Source organism: Pseudomonadota bacterium (assembly GCA_039815145.1).
GTDB lineage: Bacteria > Pseudomonadota > Gammaproteobacteria > Steroidobacterales > JBCBZW01 > JBCBZW01.
This window is the reverse complement of sequence record JBCBZW010000044.1, coordinates 17454-36647: the sequence shown is the minus strand read 5'-3', so window position 1 is coordinate 36647 and position 19194 is coordinate 17454. Positions and strand designations below refer to the sequence as shown.

General features: G+C 65.8%; 25 protein-coding genes. 13 read left to right on the top strand and 12 right to left on the bottom strand.

Annotation, left to right across the window (positions count from 1 at the left end; translation table 11 throughout):
* The 5 genes from AAF184_12840 to AAF184_12820 form a co-directional block, all read right to left on the bottom strand.
* A partial coding sequence (locus tag AAF184_12840) for a hypothetical protein (GenBank protein ID MEO0423221.1) occupies positions 1 to 676 on the bottom strand: 676 nt, incomplete at its 3' end.
* Positions 673 to 1557, bottom strand: a complete 885-nt coding sequence (locus AAF184_12835; GenBank protein ID MEO0423220.1) for a NifU family protein — start codon at positions 1555 to 1557, stop codon at positions 673 to 675. The genes AAF184_12835 and AAF184_12840, both read right to left, overlap by 4 nt.
* A gap of 5 nt (positions 1558 to 1562) precedes the next feature.
* The gene (locus tag AAF184_12830; protein ID MEO0423219.1) at positions 1563 to 1787 is read right to left on the bottom strand and encodes a hypothetical protein; all 225 of its coding nucleotides are present in this window, start codon (positions 1785 to 1787) and stop codon (positions 1563 to 1565) included.
* A 12-nt stretch (positions 1788 to 1799) separates the two neighbouring features.
* A complete protein-coding gene (locus tag AAF184_12825; protein ID MEO0423218.1) occupies positions 1800 to 1994 on the bottom strand; it encodes a hypothetical protein in 195 nt (64 codons plus the stop codon).
* 22 nt (positions 1995 to 2016) lie between these two features.
* Entirely contained in the window at positions 2017 to 3039 is a 1023-nt protein-coding gene (locus AAF184_12820; protein ID MEO0423217.1) for a hypothetical protein, read from the bottom strand.
* Between the two features lie 153 nt (positions 3040 to 3192).
* Here AAF184_12820 and AAF184_12815 point away from each other — a divergent pair, with 153 nt between their 5' ends.
* From AAF184_12815 to AAF184_12780, 8 genes are all read left to right on the top strand, one after another.
* On the top strand, positions 3193 to 4644 hold the full coding sequence (locus AAF184_12815) for a sigma-54 dependent transcriptional regulator (GenBank protein ID MEO0423216.1): 1452 nt from the start codon (positions 3193 to 3195) through the stop codon (positions 4642 to 4644).
* Entirely contained in the window at positions 4641 to 4883 is a 243-nt protein-coding gene (locus AAF184_12810) for a hypothetical protein (protein MEO0423215.1), read from the top strand. The genes AAF184_12815 and AAF184_12810 overlap by 4 nt, the downstream gene beginning before the upstream one ends.
* A gap of 246 nt (positions 4884 to 5129) precedes the next feature.
* Positions 5130 to 6092 carry a hydrogenase gene (locus AAF184_12805; protein MEO0423214.1) on the top strand — a complete coding sequence of 321 codons (963 nt, stop codon included), beginning with the start codon at positions 5130 to 5132 and terminating at the stop codon, positions 6090 to 6092.
* 19 nt (positions 6093 to 6111) lie between these two features.
* The gene (locus AAF184_12800) at positions 6112 to 7713 is read left to right on the top strand and encodes a nickel-dependent hydrogenase large subunit (protein MEO0423213.1); all 1602 of its coding nucleotides are present in this window, start codon (positions 6112 to 6114) and stop codon (positions 7711 to 7713) included.
* A gap of 135 nt (positions 7714 to 7848) precedes the next feature.
* Entirely contained in the window at positions 7849 to 8118 is a 270-nt protein-coding gene (locus AAF184_12795; protein ID MEO0423212.1) for a hypothetical protein, read from the top strand.
* Between the two features lie 7 nt (positions 8119 to 8125).
* Positions 8126 to 8458, top strand: a complete 333-nt coding sequence (locus AAF184_12790; GenBank protein MEO0423211.1) for a hypothetical protein — start codon at positions 8126 to 8128, stop codon at positions 8456 to 8458.
* Between the two features lie 21 nt (positions 8459 to 8479).
* A complete protein-coding gene (locus tag AAF184_12785) occupies positions 8480 to 8971 on the top strand; it encodes a hydrogenase maturation protease (GenBank protein MEO0423210.1) in 492 nt (163 codons plus the stop codon).
* Positions 8964 to 9287 carry a hypothetical protein gene (locus AAF184_12780; protein MEO0423209.1) on the top strand — a complete coding sequence of 108 codons (324 nt, stop codon included), beginning with the start codon at positions 8964 to 8966 and terminating at the stop codon, positions 9285 to 9287. The genes AAF184_12785 and AAF184_12780 overlap by 8 nt, the downstream gene beginning before the upstream one ends.
* Positions 9288 to 9307: 20 nt before the next feature.
* Here AAF184_12780 and AAF184_12775 read toward each other — a convergent pair whose 3' ends face one another.
* Positions 9308 to 9976, bottom strand: coding sequence for a DUF3365 domain-containing protein (locus AAF184_12775; GenBank protein MEO0423208.1), 669 nt, complete (start codon positions 9974 to 9976; stop codon positions 9308 to 9310).
* 164 nt (positions 9977 to 10140) lie between these two features.
* On the opposite strand from AAF184_12775, the gene AAF184_12770 reads away from it, so the two are divergent.
* The 4 genes from AAF184_12770 to AAF184_12755 are packed head-to-tail and all read left to right on the top strand — an operon-like array spanning position 10141 to position 14594.
* On the top strand, positions 10141 to 11310 hold the full coding sequence (locus tag AAF184_12770) for a hypothetical protein (GenBank protein ID MEO0423207.1): 1170 nt from the start codon (positions 10141 to 10143) through the stop codon (positions 11308 to 11310).
* The gene (locus AAF184_12765; protein ID MEO0423206.1) at positions 11307 to 13256 is read left to right on the top strand and encodes a M14 family zinc carboxypeptidase; all 1950 of its coding nucleotides are present in this window, start codon (positions 11307 to 11309) and stop codon (positions 13254 to 13256) included. Before AAF184_12770 ends, AAF184_12765 begins: the two co-directional genes overlap by 4 nt.
* Before the next feature lie 58 nt (positions 13257 to 13314).
* Positions 13315 to 13977, top strand: a complete 663-nt coding sequence (locus AAF184_12760) for a hypothetical protein (GenBank protein ID MEO0423205.1) — start codon at positions 13315 to 13317, stop codon at positions 13975 to 13977.
* Positions 13978 to 13985: 8 nt separating this feature from the next.
* Positions 13986 to 14594: a ferric reductase-like transmembrane domain-containing protein gene (locus tag AAF184_12755; GenBank protein MEO0423204.1), complete on the top strand. Its 609-nt coding sequence runs from the start codon at positions 13986 to 13988 to the stop codon at positions 14592 to 14594.
* A gap of 12 nt (positions 14595 to 14606) precedes the next feature.
* Here AAF184_12755 and AAF184_12750 read toward each other — a convergent pair whose 3' ends face one another.
* The 6 genes from AAF184_12750 to gstA form a co-directional block, all read right to left on the bottom strand.
* Positions 14607 to 15140 carry a hypothetical protein gene (locus AAF184_12750; protein MEO0423203.1) on the bottom strand — a complete coding sequence of 178 codons (534 nt, stop codon included), beginning with the start codon at positions 15138 to 15140 and terminating at the stop codon, positions 14607 to 14609.
* A gap of 8 nt (positions 15141 to 15148) precedes the next feature.
* Positions 15149 to 16294, bottom strand: coding sequence for a PQQ-dependent sugar dehydrogenase (locus tag AAF184_12745; GenBank protein ID MEO0423202.1), 1146 nt, complete (start codon positions 16292 to 16294; stop codon positions 15149 to 15151).
* Positions 16295 to 16399: 105 nt separating this feature from the next.
* The gene (locus AAF184_12740; GenBank protein ID MEO0423201.1) at positions 16400 to 16855 is read right to left on the bottom strand and encodes a DMT family transporter; all 456 of its coding nucleotides are present in this window, start codon (positions 16853 to 16855) and stop codon (positions 16400 to 16402) included.
* Positions 16852 to 17055: a 4-oxalocrotonate tautomerase family protein gene (locus tag AAF184_12735; protein ID MEO0423200.1), complete on the bottom strand. Its 204-nt coding sequence runs from the start codon at positions 17053 to 17055 to the stop codon at positions 16852 to 16854. Before AAF184_12735 ends, AAF184_12740 begins: the two co-directional genes overlap by 4 nt.
* On the bottom strand, positions 17043 to 17447 hold the full coding sequence (locus AAF184_12730; protein ID MEO0423199.1) for a nuclear transport factor 2 family protein: 405 nt from the start codon (positions 17445 to 17447) through the stop codon (positions 17043 to 17045). The genes AAF184_12735 and AAF184_12730 overlap by 13 nt, the downstream gene beginning before the upstream one ends.
* A complete protein-coding gene (gstA, locus tag AAF184_12725; protein ID MEO0423198.1) occupies positions 17444 to 18073 on the bottom strand; it encodes a glutathione transferase GstA in 630 nt (209 codons plus the stop codon). Before gstA ends, AAF184_12730 begins: the two co-directional genes overlap by 4 nt.
* Positions 18074 to 18163: 90 nt before the next feature.
* On the opposite strand from gstA, the gene AAF184_12720 reads away from it, so the two are divergent.
* Entirely contained in the window at positions 18164 to 19069 is a 906-nt protein-coding gene (locus AAF184_12720) for a LysR family transcriptional regulator (GenBank protein MEO0423197.1), read from the top strand.
* Positions 19070 to 19194 lie beyond the last annotated feature (125 nt).

The window sequence follows — 19194 nt, the reverse complement described above, 5'->3', positions numbered from 1 at the left end:
CGCGATCCGCTGGCTGGCCGTTCTTCGTCGGGATGTCGTCCCAGATCAACACACGACGGTTCTCGGCGTCGGCGACGAAGAGTTTGCCGTCGGCGGCGCTCACGCCGTACGGCCAGTAGAGCGTATCCGCGCTCGGCGCGTCCGCACCGCGGTTAGGTAGGTCTTCGTCGAAGTTCGCCTGGCCGAGCACCACGTCCGGTGCCACGTGCGAGTCGGTGGGCGCGCGATGCCAGAGCAGCACGCGGTGGTTCCAGGCGTCCGCCACCGCCATGCCGTGCTCGCCAAAGCGGCACACCCCGGTGGGGACGTTCAAGGTGGTCGGGCCGCAGGGGCCCTTGGCGTTGCGGCCTTCGCGAGAGAAGTCCGGCTGGCCGATCACCCAGTCGGCCGGCGCGCCTTCATCCGCGGGGATCTGGCGCCACCCGAGCAAGCGATGGTGACCGGTGTCCGACACCCACAGGGGCCCGTCGGCGCCGAGCAGGGCGGCGCCGCGCGGACCGAAGCAGGTCGCACGATCGGGGCTAACGCCGCTGGTCACAATGCCGGGCTCCGCCGCGCCGCCCACGATGGCGATCGGCGTCGGCGTGAACAGGGCCTGGTGCGGGACCTGGCGGGCCGCGTCCACGCGCAGCGTGGGATCGGGGGCCACCCGCATATGCACTTGTCGGGCGCTCATGAGAACTTCACCTGCACGCGGTCGCCGAGCACGCGCACGGCGTGGGTTTGCAATTGCACTTCCTTCGCGGTGAGGCATTCACCGCTCTCCAGGGAGTACTCGAAGGCGTGGTGGGGGCAGACGAGTACGCCGTTGCGCACCTCACCCATGTCCATCGGCATGCCTAAGTGGGCGCACGCGTTCTCGTAGCAGACAACGCGGCTGCCGAAGCGGCTGAGGATGAGCGAGTGGCCTTCGCGCTCCTTGATCAGGATCTCGCCCTCGCGCAGCTCATCGGCCTTGGCGGCATCGGTCCACCCGGCGTCGCTGGCGCGCGCGAAGGGGCTGACGAAGCTGACTACGTGCTCACCGCCACTGCTGCTGGCGCTCGTTCCGCCCTTGGCTTTGCGTACCTCGGTGATCTCGGGGCAGTGTTCGCGAATCGCCTTCTCGACGCCTTCACTCAGGGTGAGCCCGGCTGCCGGACAGCCATCGCAGGCGCCGACCAGGCGTACGGTCACGGCATTCGGTGGCTCGATCGCCACCAGTTCCACGTCCCCGCCGTGGGTCGCCAGCTGCGGTCTCACCGTTTCCAAGGCCGCTTCGATGCGCTCCTCCAGGGAGGCTTTGACCAGTCCATGGTGGCGCAGGACGGTGTACACCACGTCATCGCTGAGCGAGCCCTTGAGCGCACCTAGGGCAGCAGGCTCCTGCTTCACCTGCTGGATCAGGCGCCGGAACGCCTCCCGGTTGAGGGCGTCGATCGCCGTGCGCAGGGCGCCCACGGTCATGCGTTGCTGCTCATCCCAGCCCGCGACCAGCCCCTCGAGTGCGTCGATTTCGTGCAGCAGCGAATCGAGGTCGTTCGCCGGGGGGCTCAGTTGCTCTGGAGATGCGCTCACAGCACTCACGCGTACTTGAGGTTACGGAACAGCCACGGCTGCAGCAGACCGCCGGTGAAGCCGCTCGCCGCCGCAGCGATGGGAAGCGATAGGCCGGCGAGCTTCAGCGCCACGCACAGCGCTGCGACCACCAAGGCACCGATCACCACCTGGCGGATGACCTTGTCCAGATCCTTGAACAGCTTCCCGCGCAGGAAGAGGGTGACGGAGTTCAAAAACATGTCGAACATGGCGAGGCGCTCCTACAGGAAGGTCAACACGATGAGCGCCACGGCGATGCCGGGCAGGGCGGCCAGGGGGCCGTAGAAGGCGCCCATCATGGCGGCGAGGTCATTGCCGATGTGCTTGCCACCGACGGCGACGCCGCCCACCACGCCGCCCGCGACACCGGCGACGAAGGCGAGGAGGATTGCGAGCAATAACGTTGCTACTTCCATCTATCTACTCTCCAAACAACAGTCAGATTCGGGCCTTGCCGAAGCTCTCAGCATCGGCAGGGGGCGCGGATGGGTCGGCGTCGTCGCCGAAGAGTTCGCTGAGCGCCTCATCGAGCATCGCCGCGCGTGCGCCTTCGCCGTTCGCCTGGAACAAGCTGCGTGCTTCCAGGAGCAGCGATCGCGCCTCGTGCAGGCGTTGGGCGTTGCCGCCCTCAGGGTGCTCGGGGTCGTCGGGCAGGTTGGCCAGGCAGTTGGCCTTGTTGGCGATCGTGTTGGCGTATTCGACCGGCGTCTCGCGCGGCGTGCGCACCTTCAGGGCCTCGTCGTAGGCCTCGAGGGCGCGGAGGTTGTTCTCCACCGCGTGGCTGCTGGTCACGTACTGCAGGGCGTTGCCCAGGTTGTTCTGCAGCATCGCGTATTCGGTCGGATTGTCGATCAGGGTGACCACCTGCAGGGCGTCTTCGAAGCACTGCACCGCCAGCGCTTCGCGCATGCGCGATTTCTCATCGGTCATCGGGATCGATAGGTAGGCGGTGGCGAGGTTGTTGTGGAGGATCGCGTACTCCGTGGCGTAGGCCTCGCCGCGGAAGAAGCGGGCCGCGCGCTGGTAGGCGGCGATGGCGTCGGTGATCTTGGCCCGTCCCACGGCAGCCAGGGACTGCAACACGAGCCCCAGGTTCATCTGGGCTTCCGCGGTCTCCTCCGGGAGGCCGATCTCGCTGAAGGTCATGAGCGCGGCCTGCAGATCGTCCTGTGCTGCCTCCAGGTATTGCGGGCCGTCGTGGGGGATCGCCTGGCGCGCGGTGGCGCGGCGGGCCTGGATACGCGCGGCCAGGAGGGGCTCGCCCTCGGGGCACTTCTCCAGCGCCCGGTCGTAGAGGGACACCGCATCGTGCAGCTGCTTCGGCGTCTTCGGCCGCTGCTGCAGGCCCATCGCGATCTCGATCAGCATGTCGATCTGATCGGGCAGTGGGAGGTCGGGCGCCTCGACGGCGGCCAGGGCCTGGCGATATTCGATATCGGCGATGGATTCGGGGGTAGCCAAGGTCGTGTCACTCGCTTCATGGAAATCGGATGAAGCGAAATTATCGCCGGCTAAACTGAATTGCAATATGATAACTTAGTATGCATCTATGATTGATTCAGTGCAGTAGAGCTTTCTTTGATGTAAGGGAACTTTGCAGCTAGAGTGGTTGCTATGCAGGATGGACAGTCAATTATTGCCCTGGGCGGTTTCGCTGGCGATGAGTCGGCAGCCCTCGCCGACTACCTCGAAGATCACTACCGGGTGTTGGAGGTGGGGAGCGCGGAGGAGGCGATCGAGGAGAGCGAGCGCCAATCGATCGATATCTTCCTCTGCCAGCAGAGTCGCCCTCGCTTCGACGCCTTGCGACTCTTTCAGCACCTTCGGGTGGCCCACCCGAAGACGATCCGAATCATCGGCGGCAGCCTCTCGGGCACGGAGATCGACACGGCCCTGAGCGGCGCTGCGGTCTATCAGTTTTTCCCGCCCTCGTGGCAGCCGGAGCAAATGGAGCTCATGGTGCGTCGGGCGCTCGAGAACCGAGAACTCGCCCATCGCCATCGCCACCTGAACCGGCGGCTGAAGATCGCCGAGGACCTGGTGCGTGGGAAGGGGAATGCGCCCGCACAAGAGTCGACCGGCGGCTATCACTTCGATGAGCTGGTGTACTCGAGCGAAGCGATGGCGAACGTGTGCAACGATGCGCGCAAGGCGGCGCGGACAGATCTCCCCGTACTCATCCATGGCGAGACGGGCACGGGCAAGGAATTGATGGCCCGGGCCATTCACTTCCACAGTCCGCGCAAGCGCCAGCCGCTGATGATTCAGAACTGCGGCGGATTGCCCGATGATCTCCTGCAGTCGGAACTCTTCGGCCACACGCGCGGAGCGTACACGGGGGCGGTCACCGATCGCCTCGGGCTGTTCCCGGCGGCGGACGGCGGCACCGTGTTCCTCGATGAAATCTCCGAGGTCTCACCTGCCTTCCAGGTGGCATTGTTGCGGTTCCTGCAGGAGGGCGAAGTGAAGCCCCTCGGCAGCGATCGCACGATTCGTTGCAACGTGCGCATCATCGCGGCGTGCAATCGCAACCTCGAGCAGATGGTCGAGGCCAAGGAGTTTCGGCGCGATCTGTACTACCGCCTGAACGGCTTCAAGCTGGAGATTCCGCCGCTGCGCAAGCGCACGGAAGAGATCAAGGTGCTCGCCGAATACCTCGCGCACCGTTACAGCGAGTCCATTCGTCACGGCGTGCTCGGCATCAGTCCCGAGGTGCTGGAGAAGTTTCAGCTCTACAACTGGCCCGGCAACGTGCGCGAGCTGGATAACGAGATCAAGCGCATGGTAGCGATGTCCGACAGCGGCTCCTACCTAACCGCCGACAAGCTTGCTCCCCACATCGCTTCGCTAGTCCAGCAGAGCGCTACGGATGGTGTGGACTGGTCTATCGAGGGCGAGACGCTGAAGGAGAAGGTGGAGTTTCTCGAAGCGCGCCTGGTGGAGGAGGCCTTGCGTCGAAACCGCTGGAACCAATCCCGCTCGGCGGTGGAACTCGGCCTCTCGCGCGTCGGCCTCGCCAACAAGATCAAGCGCTACGGCCTGGACCATCAGGGAGTAAGCGATTGAGCGACGGCAAGGACGATAAGCTGCCGAAAGACGAGGATGTGCTGGCCTTTCCCCACAGTCGCAGTCGCCCGCCAGGATCCACCGGCACCTTCAAAGATCTCGGCGTCTCCAAAGCCGCCCAAGCCACGGGCAAGGTGCAACCCAATCTCAAAGGTCATTGGTGCAGTCGCTGCAAAGGCATCTGGTGGGGCTACGTCGGCGAGTGCGAGTGCCCGGCCTGTGGCAATCGAAACGGTTAGGTGGTTTTGGGCCTTCGCGGCGGGACTGCCAAGCTCCTTTGCACACGCGGCGTAAACTTGCTTTGCAATCGTTGCCCATATGCTGCGTCGCGCCAACTCATTCCTCGCCTAACGCATTGATCAGTATCGGATTTAAACCGATTCGTGAAACTGGCACAGGGTTTGCTTTTACCAAGTCCAGACGCCTCATGGGCCAGCCCATGCGGGTGCGATCGATAACGAGCTGACTCTTTCGGGGGACCTTACATGGCAAACCTGCTGTGGCTACAAGGCGGGGCGTGTTCCGGCAACACGATGTCCTTCCTCAACGCCGAGGAACCAAGCGCCTGCGACTTGGTAACGGACTTCGGTATCAACGTGCTCTGGCACCCGTCCCTGGGGATGGAACTGGGCGACAACCTGCAGCAAATGCTGCGCGACTGCATCTCCGGCAAGATCAAGCTGGACATCTTCGTGTTCGAGGGCTCGGTGGTGCAGGCGCCGGACGGTACCGGTGAGTGGAACCGCTTTGCGGGGCGAGCGATGAAGGACTGGGTGCAGGAGCTCTCCGACGTGTCGGACTTCGTCGTTGCCCTCGGCGATTGCGCCACCTGGGGCGGCATTCCGGCGACGGCCCCCAACCCCTCCGAGTCAGTGGGGTTGCAGTTCTTGAAGCGGGATCACGGGGGATTCCTCGGCAAGGGCTTCAAGAGCAAGGCGGGCTTGCCGGTGATCAATATCCCAGGCTGCCCGGCCCACCCGGATTGGGTCACGCAGATCCTGGTCGGCGTGGCCACGGGCCATGCGGGCGATGTCGCGCTGGATGAGTTTCAGCGACCGAAGACGTTCTTCCAGAGCTTCACCCAGACCGGCTGTACGCGAAACATGCACTTCGCTTACAAGGTCTCGGCCACCGAGTTCGGTCAACGAAAAGGTTGCTTGTTCTACGACCTTGGCTGTCGCGGGCCGATGACCCACTCACCTTGCAACCGCATCCTCTGGAACCGCCAGTCCTCCAAGACCCGAGCGGGGATGCCTTGCATGGGCTGTACGGAGCCGGAGTTCCCGTTCTTCGACCTGGCGCCAGGCACCGTGTTCAAGACGCAAACGGTGATGGGCGTGCCCAAGGATCTTCCCGAGGGCGTCGACAAGAAGGGCTATATCAAGCTCACGGGTGCGGCGAAAACCGCGGCCCCGCAGTGGGCAGAAGAAGACATGTTCGTGGTCTAAGGACGAGAGGGAATTCACTATGACTGGTGCTGTACAAACACTGGATATCTCGCCGGTAGGCCGCGTCGAAGGGGATCTGGACGTTCGCGTCGACATTCAAGACGGTGTCGTGACCAACGCCTGGACCTCGGCGGAGTTGTTCCGCGGTTTCGAGATCATTCTGCGCGATAAGGATCCGCAGGCGGGCCTGGTGGTGACGCCGCGCGCCTGTGGCATCTGCGGCGCGTCGCATCTCACCTGCGCCGCCTGGGCGCTAGACACGGCGTGGCAAACGGAGGTGCCGCGCAACGCGATCATCGCCCGCAACCTGGGGCAGTTGGCAGAGAGCCTGCAAAGCTTGCCACGCCACCACTACGGGTTGTTCATGATCGACATGTGCAACAAGAACTACCGCAACTCCCCGTTCTACGAGGAGGCGGTGAAACGCTGGGCACCGTTCACGGGCACGCACTACGAGCACGGGGTCACCATCTCCGGCCGTCCGGTGGAAATCTACGCCCTGTTCGGCGGCCAATGGCCCCATTCGAGCTACATGGTGCCCGGTGGCGTGATGTGCTCGCCGACCCTGTCGGACATCACCCGCTCCTGGTCCATCCTCGAGCACTTCCGCACCAACTGGATCGAGCCCATGTGGCTCGGCTGCTCCATGGAGCGCTACGAGGAGATCGAGACCTACGACGACTTCATGGCCTGGCTCAACGAGAAGCCGGAGCACGCCAACTCCGACCTCGGCCTGATGTGGCGCATGGGCATGGACGTCGGCCTCGACAAGTACGGCGCGGGCCTCGAGAAGTTCGTCTCTTGGGGCTACCTGCCGGATGAGGATCGCTACCAACGCCCGACGATCGACAGCCGCAATGGTGCGATGATGATGCCGAGCGGTGTGTACGACGCGAGCACGGGTACGCACAAACTCATGGAGCAGGGCTTTGCCCGAGAGGACACGAGCCACGCTTGGTATGACGAGCCGGGCGGCCCCGTGCATCCGTACGATCGCACCACGCAGCCGGTAGCCAAGAACGACGGTGACTTCGACGGCAAGTACTCCTGGTCCACGGCTGTGCTGCACGCCGACAACGGGCACTTGGAGGCAGGGCCCTTGGCCCGTGAGATGGTCTACGGCGGCAGCCACATGGAGGGTTGGCAGCACCGCGACGGCCTGGTGCTCGACATGCATCGCAAGATGGGCGGCTCGAACGTGCTGCTGCGTCACTTTGCACGCATGCACGAGTTCAAGTACATCTACCGTCACATCGAGCGCTGCCTTCGCAACTTCCGCCTGGACGAGCCCTTCTACGTGAAGCCGAAGGAACAAGACGGGCGCGGTTGGGGCGCGACGGAGGCGATTCGAGGTGCCTTGTGTCATTGGATCGACGTCAAGGACGGCAAGATCCAGAACTACCAGATCATCTCGCCAACTACCTGGAACGTCGGTCCGCGCTCGGACGAGCAGGAGCGAGGACCCATCGAGGAGGCCCTCGTCGGCACGCCCATCGCGGATCCCGCGGATCCCGTCGAGGTGGGTCACGTGGCACGTTCCTACGACTCCTGTCTGGTCTGCACCGTGCACGCGCACGACGCCAAGACGGGCAAAGAACTGGCTCGCTTCAAGACCGCTTGATGAGTACCGCCGGGAAGGGGGTAGCGCGCCCAGCGCTACCCCCTTCGTTTGCGGTCGTACAGACCAACCGACGCGCTGGGGAGCGGGGTTTTGAGCAAGGAAGACGATGACGCGCTGCGCGAGCAGATCGGGAAGATGATGGAGGACGGTCTGAAGACGCAGACCGAACCCTTTCCAGAAGATCACGTGCAGTTCGAGGCCGTGCTCAAGGAGCTGCGAGAGCTTCCCGAAGACGATCTGGAGGGCAAGCTCGTGGTGTCGGGCTTCGTGGATCATCCCTACGGAGAGGACGATCAACGCTGCCTCGAGTGCATGTATTACCTCGTCCACCGCAAGTGGTGCGACCTGCCCGAGCTGGCCGTGCCCGTGGAGCCCGAGTGGTGGTGTCGACTCTGGCGGATTTGAGCGCCCGATGAGCGGCGAACCATCCGCACAGCAGGATGCACGCCTTCGCTTGGTGCTCAAGCGCCTGCTCGAGGGTGGGCTCATCACCGAGATCGAGCCGCGCGCCTACACCCACGAGCAGGTGATGGAGGTGGTGGCCCGCCTGGCCCACGTCCCGACCGAAGATCACGTTGCCAAGCTGGTGGTGGGTGGCTTCACGTCGGTGCCGTACGGGGAGGGCGAAGATGAGCAGGCCTGCGATACCTGCATGTACTATCAGGTGCATCGTGGGTTTTGTGAGCTCCCGGAGCTGATGCTGCCGGTGGGGCCTAAGTGGTCCTGTCGCCTCTGGCGCATCTGACGGGGCAGGAGGAGGGCAGGGATGCTGACGATCATCGGATGCGGCAACACCAACCGTTGCGACGATGCGGCAGGTGTGTTGGTGGCCCAACGTCTCCGGGAGCGGCTCGACGCGAACCCCGTGGCCGGCGTGCGCGTGTTTGACGCCGGGACCTCCGGCATCGACACGATGTTCCAAGCCCGCGGCAGCACGGCGTTGATCATCGTCGACGCCAACCTCAGTGAGTCGCCGCCGGGCACCGTCTTCGAAGTGCCCGGGGAAGAGCTCGAGAACGTGCACCAGGGCAGCTTCAGCTTGCACGATTTTCGCTGGGACCATGCCTTGTACGCGGGGCGCAAGATCTTTCGCGAGGACTTTCCCGACGACGTGAGCGTGTTTCTCATCGAAGCGCAGTGCGTAGATCTTGGCCTCGACGTTTCCGAGCCCGTCGCCACGGCCATCGAGAAGGTGGTCGAGCTGATCTGGCAACGCCTGGCGTCGACCGAGCACGCAACGGTGGCGGCCGATGCCTGAGGCCCAAGGGGAAGCTTATCTGCAGGGCGGTAACATCTACCTCAGTGCCGAGGTCTACTCGCGTTACCTAGCGGGGCTATCAGCTGTTGCTCTGCTGGAGCGCGACGGTGAGCTCGTGCTCCTGCCAGTGCGCCAGGAGGGCGCCGGGGGTTCGATGATCAAGGTGGTCAACAAGCGCGGAGATCGCGTGATTCCCGCGCGCGAGTACCTGGCCAGCTGCGGGATTCCTGAGGACGCGCGCGTGCTCAAGCGTTGTCGATGGGACGACGAGCTCGCCGCCCTGCGACTCCTAGAAGCGAGGCAGGCGCCCGCCTAAGCCCGCCTGGCACGTGGCTGCTAGGGCGAATGCTCCTCCGCGGGCGCCAGCGGCCGTACGAAGGTAAAGGCGCCGCGCAACGACCCCGGCGTAAAGCCGGTCGCCGCATCGGCCGGGTAAAGCGCTGCGATCGCCTCACGCACCGGATCATCGATGCTCTCCCCATGGCAGGTCAGGCACACGCCGCCGGTGGTGATGGCGCGCATGTAGTGCACGTAGGGCAAGCCGCCGTCCTCCACGATGGCGATGTGCTCCATCGCCGAAAGATGCTCCCCCGCCGCCGCTCGGCGTTGAAAGTCGAGCAACACGGCGCGCTCGCGCAGGGTCGGTGCGTTGCGCGGGTTGCGCACGCGCAGGGCCGTGCGCGCCACGGACCACCCGTGCTGTTCCGTCAGCTCGTTGGCCTTGGCGGGGGCGACGAGGCGGCAGTTGGCCACGGCGTTCTGCGGCTCGCTCGCGGAGAGGGCGGCTTGCAACTCGCCCTGCAGGCGACTGGAGAAGCTCTTCGCCAGCCGTCGCGCTTCCTCGAGGTAGGGCGCCGTCGCATCGACAGGTGGGGGCGTCTCAGCGTTGCCTGCTGTGGCGCCAGCCAGGATGAGCAAGCTGGCGATGACAGCACCGACGGCATGCAGTGATGGTGTCCTGGCGTCGGGCGCCTCGATTGCCTGGGTAAATCTGCGGTCGATCACGGGCTATCCTGCTGCGGTTTGGCGGCGCCTGAGCATGCCCGTGCGGGCGCCGTGCGACAAGATCGTGGATACCCCTACGATCGGGGCAGCTGTCGCCCTCATCGGAACCGGGCGAACGCGTCGTTGTCCTAGACATCCAGGGTGAAAGCAACCGGGGGAACAAGATGCCGCTAGCAACCCACGGGCGAGTATTCGGACGATCCGTCTGGTGCGCCGCCGCACTCATCGCTGTCGCCGCGGGGCCGGCTCCTGCGCAGGGGGACGCCAAGGGGCAAGCCCTCGCCCTGGAGATGCCAGCGCTGGTCGCCAAGCTGCAGGCCCCGGCTCTGCGCGCCGCGCGTGAGCGCGCGGAATCGCTCGCCATCGACGAGGCCTTCGACCCTGCCCAGATGGAAGCTCTGCTGTCGGACCCGCAGTTCGATGGCGTTGGGCGCGACCACTTGCGCCTGGCACTGGTTCGCGCCGCACGCAAGCTGCAGACGCCGCCCTCGGCCTTGGAAGCCTACGTCGCCAAGCTGCAGGCGCACGAAGACGAGGTGCTCACCGTGCACCAGGAGGGGCCCCTCGCGATTCCCTACTTCGCCATTGCCAACGCGGCCGAGGGCACCCTCTCCCTGTGGGAGCGTCGTCGCACCGCGAAGGCGCTGGCGGGTACCTTCGCCCAGGGCGAGATACCGAACTTCCAGGCCTACTTCGGCGAGGGTGCCGAAGATCGAAGCGCCACGGCCCAGCGCCTGGGCGCGATGGACGCCCTGGCCGCGATGCCGTCGGCCCAGTTGAGGGCGGTGGGTGCCTCGTGGCTTAAGCGTGCAGATAGGTCGACGGCAAGCGAGGCGCCCCTCGCGCTCATCGCCCGTAAGACGGCGGACGTCAGCCTGTTCCGAGAACTGTTGTCCGTCGGGCGCACCCACGAGACCCTGGCCTTGGTCGGCGCCGTGAGCACGACGCTCTCGCCCGAAGACGCCTTCACCGCCCTCGCCGATGCCCACGGTAACCCTCGCTTCTCCTCGGCCGCCCTCTACGCTTTGGGCGATCTGGTGGATCGCACGCCCGGCGTACGCGACTACCTGCTGCAGGCCCTGGCGGATCCCACGAGCGGGGGCAGTGCCGCCGCGGTCATCGCTGCCAGCGGTGATCGCTTGCTGTTGGACCAGGTGGCAGCGCGCCTGGCCCAGGACGAGGCGCAGGACGATCGCCATCGCGCCCGCCTGGCCCTAACACTACGCTTAGCCGGTACCACCGCCGCGCGGCAGCAGCTGCGCGCCGCATTGGCGCAGGGGGTGATCACACCGCCCCACCTGGCCGAGGAGGTGCGCGCATGGCTGGGCGAATGAGTAGAACGGCGCACATCGCGTCCGCGGCGATCCTCGGTGCCCTGGCCATGGGCAGTGCCTCCGCGCAGATCCTCGAGTTCACCGAGTCGACCAATTCCGACACGCAGATCGCGGTCGGCTACCCGATCCCCATCCCGGTGGAGTCTCAGCTGCCGGTGGATGGTTTCCGCTCCTTCGCGAGCCTCTTCGCCCGCCACCAGGACCTGGCCCTCTCGAGCGCCCACGTCCGTTCGGTAATTGTGGGGCAGACCTTCAACGGTCGCGACATCACCGCTTACGTCATCGGCGACGACGACACGACGATGGCCTTCAGCGATCTCACCGAACCCGCCGTGCTCATGAACGGCACGATCCACGCCCGCGAGTGGGCCAGCCCCGAGGTGGTCACCGCTCTGTTCGAGGCCTTGGTGGCCCAGGAGGACGATGGCGCCATCGTCCAGTACATCCTCGAGAACGTGAACTTCGTGCTGCTGCCGATGCTGAACATCGACGGCTACCTGCAAACCCAGCGCTTCCCCACCCAGTTCACGCCCACGCCGGACGACGAGCAGACCGGTGCCAGCAACCAGTTCAGTCAGCCGCGCGACGGGCGCATGCGGCGCAAGAACATGCGCGAGGTGGACGAGTCCCTCGACACCGACGACGATCGACTCCTCGGCATCGACCTCAACCGCAACAACGACGCCTTCTTCACCGCGCCCTTCGGCGGCAACTCCACGGACCCCACCAGTTTGGTGTTCCGCGGTGAGTTCGCCGCATCGGAACCGGAGATCCAAGCGCTTCTCGCCGCGGCGGATCTGGCCCCCGTCGATCGCCTGCGCCTCTACATCGATGCGCACAGCTTCAGCCGCGTCTACTTCGTGCCGGCCACCAACAACAACCGACGCAACAACCTAACCACTGCGTTGGCCGTGCGCATGGGCGAGGCGACGACCACCTTCGGCCAGCCGCGCTACGAGCCGGTGGTGGGTACGCCAGGGCAGGACATCAGCACCACCGCCACCTTCTTCGCCTTCGAGTACGAAGTGCCCGCCTGGACGCTGGAGATCGAACCACCCTGTGGTTTCCCGGGCCTACCTTGCGGCGGTGCTAACTACGCGGGTGGAATCGGCGTCAACGGTGACGGCTTCATCCTGCCCAACACGGAGGTGGCGCGGGCGCGCGAGGAGAACACCCTGGCGCACATCCTCGGCCTCTACCACCAGGCGGGCCCGCCGACCGTGCGACGCGTGGTGCTGCAGGAAGAGGCGTCGGGGAACACCCTGCTCGACGCCGCTTGGGCACCCACCGGTGACGGCGCGACCCGCACCCTGAACGGCGCGAACAGCGAGCTCACGCTCAGCGAGGGCACGGCGTACCGCCTCTGGATCGGTTTCGACAAACCCATGCGTTACCGCGACGAGGGCGGTGCCGTCGTCGACTACCCCGGCCAAGCCGCGGCCGGTGCCGAGCCCATCGCCACCCTGCGCGGGGTGAACATCGACGGCGCTGCCTTCAATTTCGACGTGCCCTTCACTCTGGATGATTGGTTGGACACACCGGGCGATGCGCCGAGCGGCTACACGCGCTATCGGGACGATGCGATCGCGGCCAGCTTCACCTTGCCGTCGAGCCTTCAGATCAGTACCGAGGAAACGGATGTGACGCTGGTGCTGAACGTACGTGACTTCGCGGAACAGTTGCTGGACGCCGATCCGTCGACTATCGCCGACTTCGCCGACGGCGTCTGGGTGGGCTACGAGCGCACCGGGGGCTTCGAGGGGGATGCAGGCGGTGAGGACGAGACCTTGAGCTTCAAGGTGGTGGGGACGGCGACCGAGCCTTCGCCGGCGCCGAGTAGCGGGGGTGGCGGTGCGCTCGGCGGTGTGGCGCTCCTCGGCTTGGCCCTGTGTTTGCTGACCGGTCGGCGACGCTTGCTGACGGTGGCAGTACGCAGCTCTAGTTGAAAATCAATCGCATTTGCGGGTAGCGTTGTGGCCCTCATTGATCTGTGGAGCTGCCGCCTTGCGAACTCGACCCTCCGTTGTCGCCATCCTTTGCGCCCTCATGACCGTCGGCCTCACCGCGTGCACCCCGCCGGCACCGGTGCAACACGTCGCGGACGGTGGCGTGCTCGACCCCAATCTCATCGACGCCGGTGAGCTTCAGCAGCTGCCGAACGTGGACGAGGCGGTGGCGCAGGCGATCGTCGCGGCCCGACCGGTGCTCTCCGCCGGCGCCTTCGACGCTGTCCTCGCGCCCATGCTGAGCGAGGAGCAACGCACGGAGCTCTACGCGCGCGCCTTCCGGGCGATCGACCTCAACAGCGCCAGCCGCGAGGAGATCATGCTCATTCCCGGCATGAGCGAGCGCATGGCCCACGAGTTCGAGGAATACCGCCCGTACACGAGCATGGAGCAGTTCCGGCGCGAGATCGGCAAGTATGTCGATACCACGGAGGTGGCTCGCCTCGCCCAGTACGTGCACATCCCCGTGCCCCTGAACGCGGGCACCAAGGCCCAGCTGCTGCGCGTCCCCGGGATGAGCGAGCGCATGGTGCACGAGGTCGAGGAGTACCGCCCCTACGCGTCCATCGAGCAGTTCCGCAAGGAGATCGGTAAGTACGTGGACGAGCAGGAGCTTGCGCGCCTGGAGAGCTACGTCGTCCTCGATCCCGTCCAGGAGTAGGCGGTGCCTTGAGCGGGCGAGGGCCTGAAGGCGCCGCAGCGTATTCGTTCGCGCTGACCAAGGCGATCCTCTGGGTCGCCTTGAGCCTGCCTGCCCTGTGGTGGACCGGCCAGTACCTCACCGGCCGCCACGTCTACGGCGAGTACATTCACCACACGGGCTTGCTGGCGCTTCAGCTCGTCATCGTGGCGCTCGCCATCACCCCCGTGTGTCGCTGGTTGCCCAGCGGACGTCTTCGATCGGGGCTATTGCGCCATCGCCGGGCGGTCGGGGTTGCCAGCTTCGCCTACCTCACGTTGCACGCCGTGGCCTATCTGTGGCGCCAGCCGTGGTCGCGGGTGCTGGCCGAGGGGCTGACGCCAGCCTATCTCACCGCTTGGGTGGGCCTCCTGATCATGGCGTTGCTCGCCGCCACCAGTAACAACGCCAGCGTGCGTCGCCTCGGGCCGCGTTGGAAGCGGCTTCATCGCAGCGTCTACGTGGCGGCGGCACTCGCCTTCGCGCACTGGATACTCACGGCCTTCGATCCGGGTGCGGCCTACGGTTGGTTGGTCGCCCTGCTCGTGATCGAGGGGTCGCGTTGGATACCGACGCGCGGTGCCCGCGACTTGCGATAGCGCAGCAGGAGGCTACTCCTCCGGCGGCGGCGCGGGCGTGGGCGTCGCTGCCTGCTCCGCCTCCACCTCGAGTTCCCGGACCGCCTCGAAGAAGCTGCGGCGCCCGCCCGTGAGTCCGAGGGCGCGCCAGGTGGGCGCGAGGCGCACGACCCGTTGGCGGAACTCGCACTCGTAGTACTCCGGGTCCAGAAACCCCTGCTGGTACTGGAAGTGCATGTTGTCCCAATGGGTTTGTTGGGCGATCTGCCACTGGCGAAAGCGGCCGCGTTCCTCGTCCGTGAGCTGGTCTAGGGCATCGATGTCGCGCGGGTAGCCGGCCTGGGTGAGCTTGCAGATGATGGCGCCGATCTCGCTCTGGGCCGCATTCACGAGCATCTCCTGCAGCGCATCGGCGCGCATCTGATAGGTCTGGGCCAGGGCCAGGCGTCGGCTCTCCTCCATGGCGCGCGTGTTCTGGCGCACCTGGATCGCCAGGTAGATCAAGGAGGCGATCACACCGATCGCCCCCAATAGCTCGCCGAGGGCGCCGAGTTCCGCAATGGTCATCGCAGGCGCTACTGACTTTTCGGGGTGAGCTTCAGGAGGCGGCCCTGGCTGCGACCACGTTCGTCCTCGAGGACCCATAGATTGCCGTCAGGTCCCTCCGCCAGGCCGCGGATGCGGGCGCCCATGGGGAAGCGCTCCACCTCGCGCGCGGTGCCGTCATCGCCCAACGCCACGCGGATGATGGCGCGTGAGGAGAGGCCCGCGATCAAGGCGTCCCCCTTCCAGTCGGCGAAGACGTCGCCGCCGTACACCATCAGGTGGCCCGGGGAGATCACCGGCGACCACCAGGCGGCGGGCGCGTTGAACTCGGGGCGCGTGTCGTGATCGGGAATCGGGCGACCGTTGTAGTGGTTGCCGTTGGAGACCTCCGGGTAGCCGTAGTTGGCGCCGCGGACGACGAGGTTGAGTTCATCGCCGCCACCAGGGCCCATCTCGACGTTCCACAGGCGGCCCTGCAGATCGAAGGCGATGCCGAGGGGGTTGCGGTGGCCTAAGGACCAGACCTGGCCGTAGACGCCGATGTCGTCGACGGCGGGGTTGCGCTCGATGAGCCCGACGAAGGGGTTGTCCTCGGGGATGGAGCCGTCGTCGCGCAGGCGAAGCACCTTGCCGAGGTTCGCCTGCATGTCCTGGGCGGGGGTGAATTTCTGGCGTTCACCTGAGGAGATCCATAGGTAGCCATCGTCATCGAACAGCATGCGATGGCCGTAGTGGCCGCGGCCGACCACCTTCGGGTACTGGCGCCAGATCACCTCGAGGTCCTTGAGCACGGCGCGGCGGCCGCTATCGTCGAGCACCGCGCGGGCCACGGCAGCGCCGCGCGTGCCCCCCGTGCCGCGTTCCGCGTAGCTCAGGTAGATGAGGCGGTTGCTCTCGAACTCGGGGTGGGCGATCACATCGCCGAGGCCACCCTGGCCGCCGTAGTCCACATCTGGCATGCCGCCTACGGGTCGGGAGGACTCGCCGTCCTGGATGACGATGCGCAGGTTGCCCTTCTTCTCGGTCACGAGCAGGCGGCCGTCGGGCAGGAAGTGCAGGGCCCACGGCTCGTCGAAGGCGGTGATCGGCTCGACGTCGAAGGGCAGCTGAGCGTGGGCGGCGCCGGCGATCAGCAGCAGGCTGGCGAGCGCGGCGAGGGTGGGCCGAATACGGATCATTGTCTCTTCCTTGGGATGGGAGCCGATGCCCCATTGTAGGCGAGGCGGGGGGCTCCGCCACGCACCGCTGAGCCCGCCCGACGGGATTGCGGGAGCGGGGCTTCAGGCGTTGCGCGCGAGGGCGACGCCGGTGGCGATCAAGCCGAGCCCGAGTAAGCGTGACGGCGTCAGCGCAGCCTGCTGTACGCCGAACAGACCGAAGTGATCGATGAACGCCGACGCCAGCAGTTGCCCGAGCAACACCAGGAAGATGGCATTGCCGAGGCCGATCCGCGGGCCGAGTGTGGTGATCGACACGACGTAGGCGGCGACCAGGAGGCCGCCGAGGTACAACGGGGCGCTGGCTGTGCCGAGGCCCGATAGCGCGACCTGCCTGCCTTGCAAGGCCATGAGCACGAGCGCCGTGACCAAGGCCACCGCGAAGAGGATCGCGGCGGCCAGGGTCGGGTTGCCCAGATGCGTGCCCAGGCGGCCGTTGAGCGCTGCCATCACCGGGATGCCGACACCGGCGAGCAGCATGATCACACTCGCCGCGCCGGCGCCGATCGACCCGGTCACGAGTGGCGCTCGCGGTACTCGGTCACGGGCAGTCCCGCGATGCCCCAGTTCTCCATGTCGACTTCGTCGATGACCACCACCGTGGTGGCGGGGTTCTTGTTCAGCACCGTCTGCAGCAGCTCGGTCACGCCGCTGATCAGTTCGGCCTTTTGCGCCGCTGACACCCCTTCACGGGTCACCTTGATGTTCACGTAGGGCATGGCGAGGTCTCCTGTTGCTTGCCGTCGTCTTCGATGATCTGAAACACCTTGGCCATGATCCGCCATCGGCCGTGCTCGCGCACCAGAGTCAGGAAGTCGACGAAGCGCCGAGACCCGATGGCGCATCGCACGCGCGCCAGGGCCGTGTTGGGACCGGCCAACTCGATCGCATCGATGGCGTCGTGGCGTGCCTCGCCGCGAGCGGCGGGGGACTCCCGGGTGGCCACCACCGAGAGGTAGTCGTCCATGTCCCGCACCAGCGTGGGGTGCTCATCGGCGGTGGCGTAGATGGCCCGCGGGTGGAAGACCGCCGCCAGGCGCTCCGTGTCGCTGTAGTGCAGCCCCTCGAAGTAGGTGACCAGCACGTCTTCGATGGCCTCGAAGGGATTCATGATGCCTTCTCCGCCGCCAGCAGTCCCTCGGCGACCATCGCTTCAATCACCGCTGGGCGGGAGCGGATGCGCTGGAAGTAGGCGACCAGGGCAGGCCAGCGGGCGAGGTCATGCTGGATGACGAAGGACCAGCTGAGCAGCACGAAGGCGTAGGCGTCGGCCACGCTGTAGTGCTCGCCGAGCAGGTAGGCACGGCCATCGCCTAATTGATCGCTTAGGATGTCGAGGCGTGCGTTCAGCTTGCGCTCGACGGCGCGCTTGCGTTCGCCCTCCAAGGTCTCCCCCGAGAAGTAGGGGCCGTAGGCCTTGTGCAGTTCGGTGGATAGGAAGCTGAGCATCTCGTGCAGACGCGTACGCGCCAGGGTGCCGGGCGTGGGGGCCAGGCCGGCGGTGGGGGCGCTGTCGGCGAGGTACTGCAGGATGGCCGTGTTCTCCGTGATCACGTCGCCGTCGTCGGTCTGCAGCGCGGGCACGTAGCCGTTGGGGTTGATGGTGCGGTAGTCGATGCCGGAGGCCGTGAGGGCCTTCGCTGTATCCGTCTTTTCCAGGCTGAAGGTGTAGTCCAGCTCGTTGAGCACGATGTGGGAGGCCAGGGAGCAGGCGCCGGGCTTGTAGAAGAGTTTCATCGGAGATCTCCAAGGGGGTGTTGTGGGTTCGTGGGGTGCACGATAGGGCAGCCTTGAATATTCCGAAATGGAATGATAGGAAAGACTAGTATGAGCATCAGGAATTTGAAGCGTTTGCCATTGCTCGAGGCCTTCGACGCCATCATGACCCGCGGCAGCCTCGTCGCGGCGGCGGACGCCATGCAGGTCACCCAGTCCGCCGTGAGCAAGCAACTCGCGCAGTTGCGCGAGTGGTTCGACGATGAGCTCTTCGTGCGGACCAGCGATGGCATGCAACCCACGCCGCGTGCCCTGGCCTTGCGCGAGCAGGTGGAGGCCCTGCTGGGGCAAGCCGCCGAGTTAGTGGCGCGGGCCCCGATCTCGCCCGCCGATTTCACCGGGCAGTTCGTGATCAGCGCGACGGACGAGGTGCTCGCGCGGCTCGTGTCGCCCCTGGTCAGTCGCCTCGCGGAGGAGGCGCCGCGTCTGCGTTTGATCACACTGCCCCTGGCGCGCGACTACTCGGCGCGTGAACTCGAGGCAGGTCAGATCAACCTGTTGGTGGCGGTGAACTGGCACGCGCCCGACAACCTGATGCTGCGCAAGCTCGCGAGCGATCCCTTCGTTTGCGTGATGCACGAGGACAATCCCCTCGCCGCCGGCAATCTCACCCTGCGCCGCTACGCTAAGGCCACCCACGTGTTGGTGGCGCCGCTGGGTCATCGCAAGGGCGTGGTGGACATCGAACTGGAGCGATTGGGGATGGAGCGACACGTGTGCGCGTCGGTGCCCGCCTTCAACATGCTCGATGCGCAGCTCCTGGGCGATAGCCGCATCACCACGGTGCCCTCGCGGGTGGCTCGCACGTTGGCGCAGCACGGGCCCTTCGTGGTGAAGCAGGTGCCGTTGCAACTTCCGGTGACGGATTACTACGCCCTGTGGCATCCGAGGTTCACGGCGGATCCGCGTATGCGTTGGATGCTGGCAGCGGTGACGGACGCCTTCGAGGGGAGCTAACCTTAAGTCCGTTGCCATTGACGCCGCAACGATCTGCGAGTTTCAACGGCAGTTCTCAGTCCTTGACGTCGGTATACTCATCATCCGGGTTACGGATGAACGCCGCCAGGACGACTCAGAGGACG